Genomic DNA, 14,972 nt, shown 5'->3' with positions numbered 1-14,972 from the left:
GGCCGGGGCCTCAGACCCCGAACTGTGCCTTGATCTCTTGGGTGCGCTTGTGTTCCACCCAGAACGACAGGAACGGGATGGTGCCGGCGATCAGGGTGTAGACGGCCTTGCCCAGAGGCCAGCGGACCTTGATACCGAGGTCGATGGCCATGATGAGGTACACGAAGTACACCCAACCGTGGACGATCGGCACGAAGTCGAGCGCATCGACGTCGAAGCCGTATTTGAGGACCAGTTCGGCCACGAGGAGCAGCAACCAGAGGCCGGTGACCCACGCCATCACCCGGTACCGAAGCAACGCGCCCTTTATCTTGCTCGGCGTCGCCGTGGTTGCAGGCGCGGTCTGTTCGGCCGGGGTCTCGGTCACTGATTGCTCCGTTGCGTGTTGTTCGTGTGCGGGTCGGTGTCGACCATCTCGAGGTCGGGGTCGGGGCCGGTTTGGCGCGGGTTGTTACCCGCGAGTTCGGCGAGTATCTGGTTGTATTCGGCCAGCTGATCGCTTTCAGGGCTGTCGTCCGCTGGGGGGCTGGCCGGTGCGGGCCGAGGCGGCAGGACTCCGTCTGGAATCTCCGTCATGCCCTTGTTCGATTGCAGCTTCAGGACTTCGACGGGGTCCGACTCGAGCACCACAAATCGGCGATACGCGTAGACCACGAATATGGCGAAGGCCGGCCACTGGAGTGCGTACCCCAGGTTCTGGCCGGTACCCGAGCTCGATTCGAAGCGATCCCACTGCCACCACGCCAGCGCGAGACATGCCAGCGCGGCGACGATCACCAGCACGATGAGTGCTGGTCGATGCCGGTGCTTGATGGGATCCATATCTTGACGGTACCTAAGTACTGCAACGCGCTGGTCAGCCGGTACGCTGTGCTCTGCACGCGCGAGTGGCGGAATTGGCAGACGCGCTGGATTTAGGTTCCAGTGTCTACGGACGTGGGGGTTCAAGTCCCCCCTCGCGCACCATTCGAACATCCAGATAGTGCCCGTTTCCGGTGTCTCACCTGCTGTTGATCGGTCTTCGTGCGCGAGTCGCTGTGACTGTGTTCGAGCCGCTTTCTGCGCCGTTAGTGGGCAGGATGTGGGCACGCGACCGGCTTTCAGTCTTCGTTGAGCTCATCATTCTCGTCGCGTTCTGGGTCGCTGCCGTCGAGGTGTGCGCGGTTATAGTTCTGACTTGCGACTTGGACGAACTTTGCCTCCTCGAACCAGGACGAGCTAGTGACGATTGACCAGTGATCGCTCTGAACCATCAGACATGCGTCGTGTGTGTGCGTGGCTTGAGGCTCAGATCCGGTACGTCGCCGTGAGCAGCGATCTCTACAGTGCCGTACACCACGGCGACACCCACATACAGGTCGTGAAACCCACGCGCAAGCCAGGGGATTGGATGGCGTCGTGATGGTTCCGGACTTCAAAAAGACCCACTGAGCTAGGCAGCGCCAGTCGCCAGGCCTGGCGCAGGAGTCAGCGTTATGGGCGGGTGCGTACAGCCCATTCTCGCTTGGTGAACTGGTGGCCACATCGGCTGCCCTGGCAATCGAGGCCACACACCGTCCGGTCTACAGAGGCGCTACCAGGCGAACCGTCGCGGTAGGCGACGTCGGCCAGCATCACCGCCCCACAGTCGGGGCAGCGTTGGTTGCTCTGTACGTAGCCATGGTCGCTCATCTGATGCCCTTCCGCGCCCCTGCCTCTAGCTAACAGCAATTTCGTCGCAGATAGTTGATTTCGGACTTCTCGGTGTTAAACGTCTACCCGCCGGTGCTGGCGCTGGCGCTGGGCTACACCGGCATCCGGCGGGGTGAGGCAACAGGCTTGCGCGTCCGCGGTGTCAACACACTCCGCAAGCGCCCCGTCGTCCGGGACAACGCGGTCGAGGTTGACGGCATGATCATCGTGGGCACGACGAAGAGTCACCGCGAGCGCACCGTTCCGGTGCCGTCCTTTCCGATGGGTCGGATCTCGGCGCTGTGTGAGGGAAGGGCCGCACGAGTTGCTGTGGTCGAAGGACGGAAGCACCTACCACTGCCGCCGTACACCCGCGGTTTGGTGGCAGCAGTCGATCGTTGCGGCCGGCCTTCCACGCTTCACGCCGCATCCACACTGCGGCATCGCTGGCCGTGGAGGCGGGAGCGAATGTGAAGGCGATCCAGAAAGATGTGGGGCACTCATCGGTGGCGATGACGCTCGACGTCTACGCGGAGCTTTTCGACGATGGCCTCGATGATGTTGCCAATAGGCTGGATTCAGCCGTGGGCATTATGTGGGCAAACGGGCCGAGTGACTGTTCGACCTGCATGGAAGCTGGGGTTCAAGTCCCCCTCGCGCACCACAAATCTCTGCGCCGGCTGTCCGGAGTTTCGTACGCCAACGTCGGCGACAGCCGCGTGACTGAACGCAGATCCGCGGCGAGTCGGCCCGCGGCGTATCCGTTGCCGATAGACAGGGCGGCTCCTCCATGTCCGAAATCCACGTCCACAGGTGACCGCCCCGCCGGGCTTGAGACTAGCACCGATTCGAACGTATGGTCGAACCATGAAGACGGCCGGAATCGGAGGAGACAGCGGGCAACCGCGCCGTCCGGCCTTTGTGGGGGTCGGGCATATGGCGGTGACGGTTGACCTGATCACGCTGTACGCCTACCAACCCCACCACTCGGGGTCCTATCACCCTGATGGACTCCAATTCCGGAAGAAGACGATGGGAGTGCTCACCGAGTGGGGCATGACCGAATGGGGCGAATGGTTCGGCAAGGTCACCTACACCATCCCGGCCAAGGGGAGAGAGGAGAAGGTGACCCATTGGGTTCCTGGATGGGCGCTTCGACCGGCGGAAGGGGTTGCCGGCGAACGTGATACGTGAGCACAGTCGTCGCGGGTGGCGAGCTTGGCCGAACCCGAGGACGCTGGAGTCCAGTATGTCTGCGCGTCCGTCGTCCCTGACCTCCACGCGGCCCGTTCGCATAGTCGTCGCGGTCGCGATGATCGCTGTGCAACTGGTTCTGACGGCATCTGTCGGTGCGTTTGTGTGTGGTGTGGGCAGTGCACGGGACGTGGACGACCATACGCCGGCTGGATCTGCTGACCGCCGCAGTGTGGTCGGCGGCTTCGTCGGCAGGGCGGTGGCGGCTGCCGAAACCGTTGCGATGGCCCGGCCGGGGCTCGACTTGGGAATGGCGGTACTGGACACCGGCACCGGGGAGTCGTCGGGTTCGGCCAGTGCCACGCCGATGTATGCGGCGTCGCTCACGAAGTTGGTTGTGGTGGTCGACATCGTCGAACGTCGCCGTGCTGAACAATTGCCTGTGGCCGACTCGGATGTCGCTCTGATCGAGCGCGCACTCGGTCTCAGCGATGACGTCGCGATGAACGAACTGTGGACACGGTTCGACGGGCAAGGCGCGGTGTCGCGGGTGAGTGAACGGCTCGGACTCACCGAAACCCAACCACCGCAGGATGCTTCGTACTGGGGCGAGATGGTCACGTCGGCTGCCGATGTCGTTCGGATCTACGCGCATGTATCGAAATTGCCGGAGCCGGACCGTCAGTTGATCCTGGGTGCGCTGGCATCGGCGCCGGGGGTGGCTGCCGACGGCTTCTCTCAAGACTTCGGTCTGCTCGCAATCGGCGCGGCGGATGCGCCTGTGGTCAAGCAGGGGTGGATGTGTTGCTTCGAGCAGACTGCCTACCTCCACAGCGCCGGGTTCGTCGGACCCGATCACAGATTCGTGGTCGCGCTGCTGAGCCGCCAACCCTACGAGGCGAGTTGGGCGACTTCGCGCGACGGCCTGACTGCCGTGGCGTCGGCGGTCGGGTCCGCGTTGTCTCTCGCAGACAACGACACGATGCAACTCGACCCACGCGGGCAGCTCCACTGATGTGTCCCACAGCGACAACATCTTTCGGCCAGGTCGTGACTGCCGCGGATTGAGCACCGGGCGCCGGCCAAGACTGTGGTGTGACGTCGATCGCCACCGGGAACGAAACCGCCGGCACGGATCGTTTGCCCCACAGACCAAAAAGTGCAGTCTTCGAAAGGTGTTTGTTGTGAGTCCGTTTCCGCCCCCGCCGCCATGGACGAGTGGATTCCGTGCACTCAACAGACCTGAGCCCGAACGGAAGAACAGTGGAGACAAGAACGGCGGCGACAAGTGGGAGTGGCTCATCCTCGCCGCGATCTTGGCGGTTGTCGTACTGGTGCTCATCCTGAAGTAGCCGTCGACACGTAACCCCGGCTGCCAGAGCAGTCCGCATAACTTCCGGAAAAACAAACGAGCGGTTGGCACCTGTAGGTGCCAACCGCTCGCGTGGTTGTTGCTGCCGCTACTTGGTGTAGAGGCCCTCGATCTCGTCGGCGTGGGAGTCATGGATGACGTTGCGCTTGAGCTTGAGGGTGGGCGTCAACTCGCCCGTCTCGATGGTGAAGTCGTTCTCGATGATCCGGAACTTCTTGATGGCCTCGGCCTTTGACACCTGATCGTTTGCGGTCTTGATGGCCACATCGATATCGGCGATCAACGTCTTGTTGTCGACGAGATCCGCGACCGCGGTGTCGGCGGGGAGGTTGTTGCGCTCGAGCCAACCGGGCAATGCTTCGGGGTCAAGGGTGACCAGAGCGGCGATGAAGGGCTTGTTGTCACCGACGACCAGCGCCTGACTGACCAGCGGATGCGCGCGGATCGCATCTTCCATCTGCGCGGGGGAGACGTTCTTGCCGCCGGCCGTGACGATGAGTTCCTTCTTGCGGCCGGTGATCGACAGGTAGCCGTCATCAAGCGTCCCGATATCACCGGTGTGGAACCAGCCATCCTTGATTGCCTCGGCCGTGGCCTGCTCGTTCTTCCAGTACCCACCGAAGACCACTGGGCCCTTGAGTAGCACCTCGCCGTCGTCGGCAATGGCGACCGATTGTCCGTACACCGGACGGCCGACTGTTCCGATGCGTTGTGCGCCTTCGGCATTGACCGTGACGGCGGCGGTGGTCTCACTCAGGCCGTAGCCCTCGTAGATGGGGATCCCGATGCCACGGAAGAAGTGGCCGAGTCGGGCGCCGAGTGCGGCGCCGCCGGACACCGCGCTTGTGCACTCGCCACCGAGCGCCGCGCGGAGCTTGGAATAGACGAGCACATCGAAGACCTTGTGCTTGGCCTTGAGGACCAGCCCGGCTCCGCCGTTCTCCAGTGCCTTCGAGTATTCGATGGCGGTGTCGGTGGCAGCCCCGAAGATCTTGCCCTTGCCGCCGTCCTCGGCCTTCTGCTTGGCGCTGTTGTACACCTTTTCGAATACGCGGGGGACCGACAGGAGGTAGCTGGGCTTGAAGGCCGCGAGATCATCGAGGAGCGTCGGCCCCACGGTGGTGTGGCCGAGCTGAACGAGGTGCACGATCGAGGCGACCGAGATGATCCGGGCGAACACGTGCGCGAGCGGCAGGAACAGCAGGGTCGAACTGCCTTCGGACATCAGGTCGCCGAGCGTGACACGCACGCCGTGGCATTCGTGCAGGAAGTTCGCGTGGGTGAGTGCGACGCCCTTGGGCTTGCCCGTGGTTCCGGATGTGTAGACCAGAGTGGCGATGTCGCTCGACAGGGTGTTGGCGAGACGCTGATCGAGTTCGGAATCGTCAACGGATTCGCCACGGCGAACGAGCTCGTCGATGGCGCCTTCGTCGATCACCAGGATCTCTTTGAGGTCGGCACTGTCGGCGAGTACGGAGCTGTGTTGCTGCTTCTGGGCAGGCGTCTCGACCAACAGCAAGGAGGTCTCGGAGTTCTCCACGATGTACTGCACCTGCGAGGGGGCGGAGGTCTCGTAGATGGCGACCGTGGTTCCCGCGGCGCGCCACACGGCGTAGTCGAGGACTGTCCACTCGTAGCGGGTGGCCGAGCAGATCGAGACCCGGTCGCCGTGCTTGATGCCGGACGCGATCAGACCCTTGGCGACCTTGTCCACCAGGTCCGCGAACTCCTTTGTGGTGATCGGAGTCCAGGAGCCGTCGTCACCGCGACGCTTGAACAGCCCCTTGGTCGGTGACTCGTCGCGGTGCCGCAACATCGAGTCAACGATGGACGCCTTTTCCGGAACGACGAAGTCGGACGGCACTGAAACTTCTTGCACAAGGGCCTCCTGCGGCAGGGGAGTGTCGGAGAGGCGGGTAACCGAGGCACTCGGAACCCGTCAACTGTGGGTTAGGTTACCTTTCGAACCTACTCGTCAGTAGGGCACCCTGACAGCGATTCCCCTGCGGCGGGGTTTTGTCCTGCGAATAACGGATTTGAGCTGTTCACGGCTACAGTAGGTAGTAATGACAGACAGTATTGATGGGCCCCCCGTGCGTGACGCGGCCCTTTTAAGCGAAGACACCGTTACGTTCGCCGACCTCGGGATGGATCCCCGAGTGTTGCAGGCACTCACGGACGTGGGCTACGAGACCCCCTCTCCGATCCAGGCGGCAACCATCCCGCCTCTGCTCGAAGGTCGCGACGTGGTCGGTCTGGCGCAGACCGGCACCGGCAAGACCGCCGCATTCGCCGTCCCGATCCTTTCGGGCATCGACTCATCGGCGCGTAAGCCGAAGGCACTCATCCTGGCTCCGACGCGTGAACTCGCGCTGCAGGTGGCCGAGGCGTTCGGCCGCTACTCGGCACATCTGCCCGGTGTGAAGGTGCTGCCGATCTATGGCGGTCAGAGCTACACCGTGCAGCTGTCGGGACTTCGCCGTGGCGCACAGATCATCGTCGGAACGCCTGGCCGTGTCATCGACCACCTCGACAAGGGCACCCTCGACATCTCCGAGTTGGACTACCTCGTCCTCGACGAGGCCGACGAGATGCTGAACATGGGTTTCGCCGAAGACGTCGAGCGCATCCTGCGCGATACGCCGGAGTCCAAGCAGGTGGCGTTGTTCTCGGCCACCATGCCGAAGACGATCGGCCGGCTGTCGCAGAAGTACCTCAAGAACCCGGTCGAGGTCACGATGAAGGCCAAGACCGGTACCGCGTCGAACATCACGCAGCGGTATCTCCAGGTCTCTCACCAGCGCAAATTGGACGCGCTGACCCGTGTCCTCGAGGTCGAGCAGTTCGACGCGATGATCGTGTTCGTACGCACCAAGCAAGCCACCGAAGACCTGGCCGAGCGGCTGCGGTCGCGTGGGTTCTCCGCAGCTGCCATCAACGGCGACATCGCCCAGGCGCAGCGTGAGCGCACCATCGCGCAGCTGAAGAACGGGCAGGTCGACATCCTCGTCGCCACCGACGTGGCTGCGCGCGGTCTCGACGTCGACCGGATCTCGCACGTCCTGAACTACGACATCCCGCACGACACCGAGGCGTACGTGCACCGGATCGGGCGCACCGGCCGGGCGGGTCGATCGGGCACTGCACTGTTGTTCGTCTCGCCCCGTGAGCGGCATCTGCTCCGGGCCATCGAGAAGGCCACCCGTCAGCCACTCGACGAGATCGGGTTGCCCAGCGTGGACGATGTCAACGCGCAGCGGGTCACCAAGTTCGCCGAATCGATCACCCAGAATCTGAGTTCGGACAACCTCGACCTCTTCCGCAAGCTGATCGAGGACTACGCCCGCGAGAACGACGTGACGATGGCCGACATCGCCGCCGCGTTGGCTCTCGAGACGCGGGACGGCGGGTTCCTGATGTCGCCGGATCCGCCCGCAGGCGAGCGCAAGGAACGCGACCGCAAGGAGCGTTCAGAGCGCTCCGGTCGCGGCGGTGACGTGGAGTTCGCGACGTATCGGCTCGCAGTCGGCCGCCAGAACAACGTGACCCCGGGAGCGATCGTGGGCGCCATCGCCAACGAGGGCGGCTTGTCCCGCGGCGACTTCGGTCACATCAGCATCCGCAACGACCACTCACTCGTCGAACTGCCCCGCAACCTGGATCGCGAGACGCTGACACGGCTTCGCGGCACGCGGATCAGCGGGGTGCCCATCGGCATCAAGAAGGACGACGGCGCACCGCGTCAGCAACGTTCTTCCTCGTCCTCCGCGCGTGGCGGCAGTGGAAAGTCGTTCAGCCGTGACCGTCGCGGATCGCAGAAGGTCGCCGGCCGCGCTCGGCCCTGATACTTGCTGATCACACGCCTGACCTGCTTGTCTCACTCGCCTACACCATGACCTGTGAGCTGCGCAAATCTCGACTGGAACATCACGTCGACGGCCAGTAATATCCGGCATCGGCATGACCTCTGCGGGAATCGTGTTCAATTCCCGGCCACGCTCTCGTAACGCCTGCGTTGCGGGCGGCGACGTACCAGAGGGACGAGAAGCAGAAAGCATTAGGAAACGGTGATGAGTCCAGTAGCGATGGCTGATCCGATCTCGGCACAAGAAGCGGCCGAGCATCGTGATCGCGGCGAAGCAGTTGTAGTCGACATGCGGCCTCAGGTGGTCCGGCACCAGGGCAGTCTGCCCGGAGCTGTGGTGGTGGAACCGAGCGAGCTCGCCACCGCATTCAGTCCCGACTCCGACAAGCGAATACCTGCCATCCGCGGGCTGGACACCGAAATCGATGTGGTCTCGGTCAATTCCCAAGCTGCCCGCATCGCGCAGCAGATCGCCGCGATGGGGTACACCAACGTCCACTACGTCGACGGTGGATTCAGGGCGCTGCAGTCAGCCCTCCCGCGCTGACCGTTCGCTTTACATGCCACCGAGATCTGTCCGGGGCAAACGACGCTCAAATTGTGAAGCTCGTGGCCGCAACGGGTAGCGTTCACGTGAACAAGAGTGTCAACCTGAGGCTGAACTCGAGGACGTGATGACCGAATCGGTGCCCGGCGACGACCGGCGTGCGCGAGTGCTGCGCCTGCTGCAGTTCCTGCACGAGCTGATTCGCGCCAAATCCACGGTCATCCGTGATGTGTCGGACCATGCTGCGACGGTCTGGCTCGGAGACGACCACAACATCCCGATCATCCGTGACGCCGCAGTCGGCCAGGTGATCGTGGAACTCGCTCGCGACAACACCCTGCAGAGCAGCGGATACGACGCGCTGGCCCAGGCCATCGACGAGCTCGCCGAACGCCCCGAGTCGCTCGAACTGGTCATCGCGTCCGGACTGCTCACCGTGCAGTCGCCGGTATCGATCCGGGAGCACCTTGTCACCCAGGCGGTCGTCGCCGAACACGATCACGCCGCGGGCATCATCCGTGTGACACTCGCAGGCGAATCGCAACCCGAGTTGCACGCGGGACATCTTCTCACCGGTGTCGACGGTTTTGACCTGGCTGGTTCGGCCGATCTGGCCGAGCAACTCGCAACCACGCGGTCCCCGGTCGCCGATTCCATCGACAAGTTCTTCACCAAGTGGCGTCGCGCGGTGGTCGACGACCCGGCGTCGGCGTCGGTCGACCTCGCGCCGGCCCTGGTGCTGCGCCGCCGTGGCTCAGCACGGCTGCTCGACTACTACGAGGCCATGATGGCCGCCGTTCGCGACGAAAAGAACGACATCCCGATCGGCCTGGCGCAACTGGTCGAGCCTGTCGAAGCCTCCGAGCGTGTGCTGCGATTGCACGAGAGCGGCGCGATGTCGGCTGAGGAACTGGTCGAGGACGCTCTGTACCCGTTGCCGTCGAACGTCGAGCAACGAGACATCCTGGCCCAGCTGGGACTCGACAGTGGTGTTGTGGTCGAGGGCCCACCCGGCACCGGCAAGACCCACACGATCGCCAACCTGATGTCTGCGCTGCTGGCCAAAGGGCAGCGCGTGTTGGTGGTCTCGGAAAAGGCTCAGGCGCTGCATGTCTTGCGGGACAAACTGCCCGCCGAATTGCAGGAACTCGCGGTGTCGATCACCGACGTGACCAAGGACGGTTCGCAGTCGCTCATCGACAGCGTGGAAGCAATCGCGAACCGCAAGGGCAGTTTCCAGTCCCGGGTCGCGACGAGCGAGATCAAGAACGTGCGGTCCAAACGGGATCAGGCGCGGGCCAAGCGGGAGCAGATCCTTCGCGAGATCTGGCAATTGCGCGAGTCGGAGACAGAGAAGCACGAGTGGGTTGCCGCTGGGTACAGCGGGACGGCGGCCGAGATCGTCCGTCAGTGCAATGACGTTGCCGCGGAATACGATTGGCTTCCCGGGCCATTGCACAGCGCCATCTCGCCACTGGAACCGAGCGAGTTCGAACGGCTGTTGGACCTCCTCCGCAAGCGTGGCAAGAATTGGTCTGACCGACTGGCCCAGCATCTGCCCGAGCTCGACGACGTGCTGCCCGACACCGTAGAGCTCGAACGGATCTGCACGCGCGTTCGTGACCGTCCGTCGGAGCAAATGGTCGGCAGCGGTTCGCTTCTGGCAATTCTCGCCGACGTCGACAGCGCCCGGCTGCTCCGGGTGAAGACTCGGTGTGACCGGCTCGGCGCCGCCGTCCGTGAGGTGCGCACCTTCCCGCCGCATCTGCAGCAGATGGCGCAACGGCTGCTCTCTGGCGAGGCGTCGTACCTGTGGAACAGGGTGACGGCGCTGTCCGAGGTGATCGACGACGCGACCGAGCGCGACAAGAGGATCGGCACCCACACGGTCGAGGCGACGGGCGCGAACACCGGTGACTCGTTGGTGTTCGAGAAAGCTGCCGACTACCTCGATGCGGGTGGTCAGTGGCGCGGTCGCTTCCGGAAGGCACCCGAGCAGAAAGCGGTCGAAGAGCTGCCGGGACAGTATCTGGTGGACGGCCGGCCTCCGACCGACGCCACGTCGATGCGCCTGGTCGCCGACCACCTCGGTGTACTGGACGCCGTCGCACGCGTCCAGGCGATCCTGGCCGAGGTGAACGTACCGATGGACACCACCGGCACCCGCTCGGTTCAGCTCGGCCGACTGGTACAGCTCGACGGTCAGCTCGCCTGGGTGTCCGAATTGCTCACCGGCCGCGACCAATTGGTCCGGGAACTCAACGCGATCAGTCCCGGGGGTCCGCGACCGAAGAGCATCGACGAAGTCGAGGAGGTCGCCCGGCAGGCCGGTGCCATCGCTGCCGCCAACGACGGCACGTTGGCCCGTCGCGAACTCGACGACATCGCCCGCGCGCTCTCCACCGAGATCGAGAAGGGCCCCTCGCCTGAAGGCGATGCGCTTCTGGCTGCGGTGCGTGCCGCCGACCCCGACGCCATCCTGGAAACCCGTCGCGCCTGGCACACCGCAAGTGCCGAGCGGGAAAGCCAGGGCGCGCTGGATCTGCTGGAGCTTCGGCTCAAGCAGAAGGCGCCCGCTCTGGTGAAGCTTCTCGAGGAAACAGCAGACGACCCGGTCTGGGACGAGCGACTGGCTGAGCTGGACGCCGCGTGGTCGTGGCGACGGGCCTATCAATGGGCGCAGGACCGCAGCGACCCCCAACGGGAGACGCGGCTCGAAGCCGACCTCGACGAGGTCGAGGCAGACATCACCCACTTCACCGCCCGGCTCGCCGCCGCCTGTGCCTGGCGCGAATGTCTCGAGCACATGACGGTGAGTCAGGTGCAGGCACTGCAGTCCTACCGCGACCACATCACCAACATCGGCAAGGGTTCGGGCAAGCACGCCGAGCGGTTCAGGCTCGCGGCCCGATCCGCCATGGCGCAGGCACAGACCGCAGTCCCGGCGTGGATCATGCCGATTTCTCAGGTGCTCAGTTCCGTTGCGCCGGCGCAGAATTCGTTCGACGTGGTGATCGTGGACGAAGCGAGCCAGGCGGACATTTCGAGTCTGTTCCTGCTGTGGCTGGCGCCACGGGTGATCGTGGTGGGCGACGACCGCCAATGTGCACCCGGAGGTTTCGGCGGATCCGGGATGGACGAGGTGTTCACCAAACTCGACACCTACCTGCCGGACATCCCGCAATACATGCGGGACAGCCTCACGCCGCGGTCGAGTCTGTTCTCGATGCTCCGGACGCGATTCGGACACGTGGTGCGGCTTCGCGAACACTTCCGGTCGATGCCCGAGATCATCGAGTTCTCCAGCCGGCAGTTCTACCCCGATTCGCCACTGATCCCGGTACGTCAATTCGGTGCGGACCGTCTGGCGCCGTTGCGTACCCACTTCGTCGAAGGCGCACGCAGTTCGGGATCGAACTCCTCGCTGGTCAATGCCGACGAGGCCGGTGCATTGGTAGGACTGCTGGCCGGATGCATCGAGGACCCGCGGTACGACGGGATGTCATTCGGGGTGGTGGTGCTGCAGGGCCAACGTCAGGTGGAGCTGATCTCGCAGGCCCTTCGTGAGGCGCTGGATCCGCAGGTCTGGCGTGACCGCAATCTGCGCGTCGGAACACCCCCGGACTTCCAGGGCGACGAACGGCACGTCATCTTCTTGTCGATGGTGGTCTGTCCCGACACCAACGTGAACGCGTTGACGCGCAGCGAATCCCAGCGACGCATCAACGTCGCGGCGTCACGGGCCATGGAGCAACTCTGGCTTGTGCATTCTGTGCAACCCGATGACCTCAAGAGCAACGATCTCCGGTACTCGCTGCTGACCTACATGCAGAAAACCGAAGGCGCGCTGGTGGATCCGGTCCCGGCCAACGTCAGCACCACCTCTCGTACCGAACCGTTCGATTCGCTGTTCGAGCAGCAGATCTTTGTCGAACTGGTGGATCGCGGGTACTACGTGAACCCCAAGGTGGTGGTGAACAACCGGACGATCGATCTGGTGGTCACCGGTAGCGACGCACGGCTGGCCGTGGAGTGCGACGGCGACGAGTTCACCAGCACCCCGGAGCAGGCCCGCGCAGACATGGAACGTGAACGCGAGCTCCGCCGGTGCGGATGGCGTTTCTGGAGGGTTCGCGAGTCGGAGTACCTGCTCGACCCGATACATGCCCTCGACGGTCTGTGGGACGAGCTCGAACGGCGAGGGGTGCAGCCGAACTCGGTCGGTCCGGACTTGGCGGGCCAGGAGTCTGCTGAGCCCTGGACTCCGGTGACCTTGTCCGGCGCGGACTAGGCGTCGTCTGCGATCACGTTCAGTAGCGCGGGCAGCCCGACCGCCGCGGTGGTCTGAAGGAAATGGGTGACGTTGCGGCTCAACGGCGTTGGCTCAGGGTTGATCTCGATCACCGGTATTCCCGCGGCCAGTGCGCGTTCCGGGAGTGATGCTGCCGGATACACCATGTTCGACGTGCCCACCACGATGAGGAGATCGCAACCGGCGCTCGCGTCTGCGGCACGCTCCCACGCGTCCTGGGGCAGCGACTCGCCGAACCAGACCACTCCCGGTCGGACAGGGGAGAGGCAATTGGGGCAGATGGGCGGTTCCACCCGAAGGGACTCGGTGGCGCTGTCAGGATCGGCGTCGGTTCCGGCGTAGGGCAGTCCACAATGCGAGCACCGGGGTTCGAAGAGGCTGCCATGCAGATGGGCGGTCACTTCGCTGCCGGCCCGTTCGTGTAGGTCGTCGACGTTCTGGGTGACCACCATCACCGTTCTGCGCCGCGCCCACTCGGCCACCGCATGATGCCCGGGGTTGGGAAACGCACGCCGCACGAGATGAGCGCGCCATTGGTACCAGGCCCACACGAGAGCTGGGTCGTCCGACCACGCTTCCGGGGTAGCCAGCGTAGTCGGGTCGAAACGCTCCCAGAGTCCCGTTTCGGCGTCGCGAAACGTCGGTACATCACTCTCTGCGGACATCCCCGCACCGGAGCACACGGTCACCCATTCGGCGCCTTGCACCAACGCCACCAGATCACTGTTCAGGTGGAGGTCACTCATCGGCGGCGTGGTCTTTCAGTTCTGCCCGCAGGATGGCCGCAGTCCCGGGCAGATCATTGTCCCGCCTGGTCAGGAGGCCTTTTGCCAAGGTCAACTTGTCGCCGTAATGCCTCGGGACGACATGCAGATGTGAGTGGAACACGGTCTGGAATGCGGCGCGACCATCGTTGACCAGCAAATTCACGCCGTCGGCGGCAATCGCGGATGCTCGCTGAGCGGCTGCCACGAGCTGACCGGCCCGGAACAGTCTGGCGCCCTGTTCGGGTTCGAGTTCTGAGAGGTCGGCGGCGTGGCGCTTGGGCACCAGCAGAGTGTGGCCGGGGCGGACCGGGCGGATGTCGAGGAACCCCAAGATCTCGGGGTCCTCGTAGACGACGTGGGCCGGGGACGTCCTGGCGACGATGGCGCAGAAGATGCACTCGTTCATGCGCCAAGCCTAGTGGGCGCGCAAGAGTCGGCCAATTCGATTGTAACAATTCAATAACGACTCGAATTGGCTGCTCAGCGCCCGGGTGAGCGCTCGTTCGGGGCGTCTGAGCAGGTGTTTGGCGGCAGGTCGGCACAAAGGGGCGGAAGCGGCGATGTGGCGGCCTCGGGGGTTACTCGCCGGTATACCCACGGGTCACATTGAAACATGAGGAAAACCTCATTTTCGTGTGCAAACATGGTCATCGTGCGCATCAGGAGACCGCGGCATCGACGCCGTGCGTCCAGGGATGAAAAGGAGTGCGTCGCAGCGTGATTCGAGAATCGGATCACCGCGACCGCCAACGGGTGGACTCCAGACGTCCACGCGCCGCCACAGACATCGAGTGGCCGACGAAGACCTACCGCGGTGTCACGCCCGCCGACCGACGAACACCACAGCTACATGAGGGAGCCTCGTGACGATTCACCAGTTCCGCACCGGATCCGAAGAAAACTCAGCGTGGGCCGCACGCCCCGACGGAATCCTGATCGACCGACTGCGAGAAGGTGAGCCGTACGCGGTCAGCTTCGGGGGACAAGGTGGACCCTGGCTGCCGATTCTTGCCGAACTGGTCATCGACGCAGACCTCGACCGCAGCATCGCGAACATCGTCGATGCCGCCGAGCGGCTCATCGAGCCGGTCGCCGACCGCCTCGCCGCGGTCCGGCCCGACGGCTTCCATCCACTCAGTTGGGTGCACGCACACAACGCCGAAGAATCGGTACCTGCCGACCATGCTCTCGCCGCGGCGCCGGTGTCGGTGCCGGGCATCCTGCTTGCTCAGCTGGCGGCCATC

Annotated in this window: 13 protein-coding genes and 1 tRNA gene; 9 read left to right on the top strand and 5 right to left on the bottom strand. The window is 64.1% G+C overall.

The window, feature by feature from the left end; all coding sequences use genetic code 11:
• Positions 1 to 10: 10 nt before the first annotated feature.
• Together WIMU1_RS25380 and WIMU1_RS25375 are read right to left on the bottom strand one after the other, a co-directional pair.
• Complete coding sequence (locus WIMU1_RS25380) at positions 11 to 367, bottom strand: DUF3817 domain-containing protein (protein WP_023960620.1); 357 nt, start codon at positions 365 to 367, stop codon at positions 11 to 13.
• Positions 364 to 822 (bottom strand): hypothetical protein, encoded by a 459-nt coding sequence (locus WIMU1_RS25375; RefSeq protein ID WP_062801259.1) that lies wholly within the window; start codon positions 820 to 822, stop codon positions 364 to 366. Before WIMU1_RS25375 ends, WIMU1_RS25380 begins: the two co-directional genes overlap by 4 nt.
• Positions 823 to 881: 59 nt before the next feature.
• On the opposite strand from WIMU1_RS25375, the gene WIMU1_RS25370 reads away from it, so the two are divergent.
• The 5 genes from WIMU1_RS25370 (at position 882) to WIMU1_RS26325 (ending at position 4,217) form a co-directional block, all read left to right on the top strand.
• Positions 882 to 966, top strand: a tRNA-Leu gene (locus tag WIMU1_RS25370).
• A 777-nt stretch (positions 967 to 1,743) separates the two neighbouring features.
• The gene (locus WIMU1_RS26485; protein ID WP_158599273.1) at positions 1,744 to 2,145 is read left to right on the top strand and encodes a site-specific integrase; all 402 of its coding nucleotides are present in this window, start codon (positions 1,744 to 1,746) and stop codon (positions 2,143 to 2,145) included.
• 393 nt (positions 2,146 to 2,538) lie between these two features.
• The gene (locus WIMU1_RS25355) at positions 2,539 to 2,865 is read left to right on the top strand and encodes a hypothetical protein (RefSeq protein WP_062801253.1); all 327 of its coding nucleotides are present in this window, start codon (positions 2,539 to 2,541) and stop codon (positions 2,863 to 2,865) included.
• Between the two features lie 55 nt (positions 2,866 to 2,920).
• Positions 2,921 to 3,880, top strand: a complete 960-nt coding sequence (locus tag WIMU1_RS25350) for a serine hydrolase family protein (RefSeq protein WP_147431389.1) — start codon at positions 2,921 to 2,923, stop codon at positions 3,878 to 3,880.
• A 169-nt stretch (positions 3,881 to 4,049) separates the two neighbouring features.
• A complete protein-coding gene (locus WIMU1_RS26325; protein ID WP_157366815.1) occupies positions 4,050 to 4,217 on the top strand; it encodes a hypothetical protein in 168 nt (55 codons plus the stop codon).
• 108 nt (positions 4,218 to 4,325) lie between these two features.
• On the opposite strand, the gene WIMU1_RS25345 is transcribed toward WIMU1_RS26325, so the two are convergent.
• On the bottom strand, positions 4,326 to 6,116 hold the full coding sequence (locus tag WIMU1_RS25345) for an AMP-dependent synthetase/ligase (protein ID WP_062801250.1): 1,791 nt from the start codon (positions 6,114 to 6,116) through the stop codon (positions 4,326 to 4,328).
• A 187-nt stretch (positions 6,117 to 6,303) separates the two neighbouring features.
• Here WIMU1_RS25345 and WIMU1_RS25340 point away from each other — a divergent pair, with 187 nt between their 5' ends.
• The 3 genes from WIMU1_RS25340 to WIMU1_RS25330 all read left to right on the top strand — a co-directional run bounded on the left by WIMU1_RS25340 (position 6,304) and on the right by WIMU1_RS25330 (position 12,940).
• Positions 6,304 to 8,082: a DEAD/DEAH box helicase gene (locus WIMU1_RS25340; protein ID WP_031332837.1), complete on the top strand. Its 1,779-nt coding sequence runs from the start codon at positions 6,304 to 6,306 to the stop codon at positions 8,080 to 8,082.
• A gap of 225 nt (positions 8,083 to 8,307) precedes the next feature.
• Positions 8,308 to 8,649 carry a rhodanese-like domain-containing protein gene (locus WIMU1_RS25335; RefSeq protein WP_062801248.1) on the top strand — a complete coding sequence of 114 codons (342 nt, stop codon included), beginning with the start codon at positions 8,308 to 8,310 and terminating at the stop codon, positions 8,647 to 8,649.
• Between the two features lie 127 nt (positions 8,650 to 8,776).
• On the top strand, positions 8,777 to 12,940 hold the full coding sequence (locus WIMU1_RS25330) for a PDDEXK-like endonuclease domain-containing protein (RefSeq protein ID WP_062801246.1): 4,164 nt from the start codon (positions 8,777 to 8,779) through the stop codon (positions 12,938 to 12,940).
• On the opposite strand, the gene WIMU1_RS25325 is transcribed toward WIMU1_RS25330, so the two are convergent.
• Positions 12,937 to 13,707 (bottom strand): SIR2 family NAD-dependent protein deacylase, encoded by a 771-nt coding sequence (locus WIMU1_RS25325; protein WP_062801244.1) that lies wholly within the window; start codon positions 13,705 to 13,707, stop codon positions 12,937 to 12,939. The genes WIMU1_RS25330 and WIMU1_RS25325 overlap by 4 nt on opposite strands.
• The gene (locus tag WIMU1_RS25320; protein ID WP_062801243.1) at positions 13,700 to 14,134 is read right to left on the bottom strand and encodes an HIT family protein; all 435 of its coding nucleotides are present in this window, start codon (positions 14,132 to 14,134) and stop codon (positions 13,700 to 13,702) included. The genes WIMU1_RS25325 and WIMU1_RS25320 overlap by 8 nt, the downstream gene beginning before the upstream one ends.
• Before the next feature lie 457 nt (positions 14,135 to 14,591).
• Here WIMU1_RS25320 and WIMU1_RS25315 point away from each other — a divergent pair.
• Positions 14,592 to 14,972 (top strand): hypothetical protein (locus WIMU1_RS25315; RefSeq protein ID WP_157366814.1); only part of this gene is annotated, 381 nt, incomplete at its 3' end.

Origin of the sequence: Williamsia muralis NBRC 105860, assembly GCF_001598915.1 — a bacterium.
Classification (GTDB): Bacteria; Actinomycetota; Actinomycetes; order Mycobacteriales; family Mycobacteriaceae; genus Williamsia; species Williamsia muralis.
This window is presented reverse-complemented; position numbering and strand designations above follow the sequence as displayed.

Excerpts from the sequence above, each read along its gene's own strand:
- WIMU1_RS25375 (WP_062801259.1), bottom strand. The coding sequence starts at position 822 with ATGGATCCCATCAAGCACCGGCATCGACCAGCACTCATCGTGCTGGTG.
- WIMU1_RS25340 (WP_031332837.1), top strand. The coding sequence starts at position 6,304 with ATGACAGACAGTATTGATGGGCCCCCCGTGCGTGACGCGGCCCTTTTA.
- WIMU1_RS25320 (WP_062801243.1), bottom strand. The coding sequence starts at position 14,134 with ATGAACGAGTGCATCTTCTGCGCCATCGTCGCCAGGACGTCCCCGGCC.
- WIMU1_RS25355 (WP_062801253.1), top strand. The coding sequence starts at position 2,539 with ATGAAGACGGCCGGAATCGGAGGAGACAGCGGGCAACCGCGCCGTCCG.
- WIMU1_RS25325 (WP_062801244.1), bottom strand. The coding sequence starts at position 13,707 with ATGAGTGACCTCCACCTGAACAGTGATCTGGTGGCGTTGGTGCAAGGC.
- WIMU1_RS25335 (WP_062801248.1), top strand. The coding sequence starts at position 8,308 with ATGAGTCCAGTAGCGATGGCTGATCCGATCTCGGCACAAGAAGCGGCC.
- WIMU1_RS25330 (WP_062801246.1), top strand. The coding sequence starts at position 8,777 with ATGACCGAATCGGTGCCCGGCGACGACCGGCGTGCGCGAGTGCTGCGC.
- WIMU1_RS25350 (WP_147431389.1), top strand. The coding sequence starts at position 2,921 with ATGTCTGCGCGTCCGTCGTCCCTGACCTCCACGCGGCCCGTTCGCATA.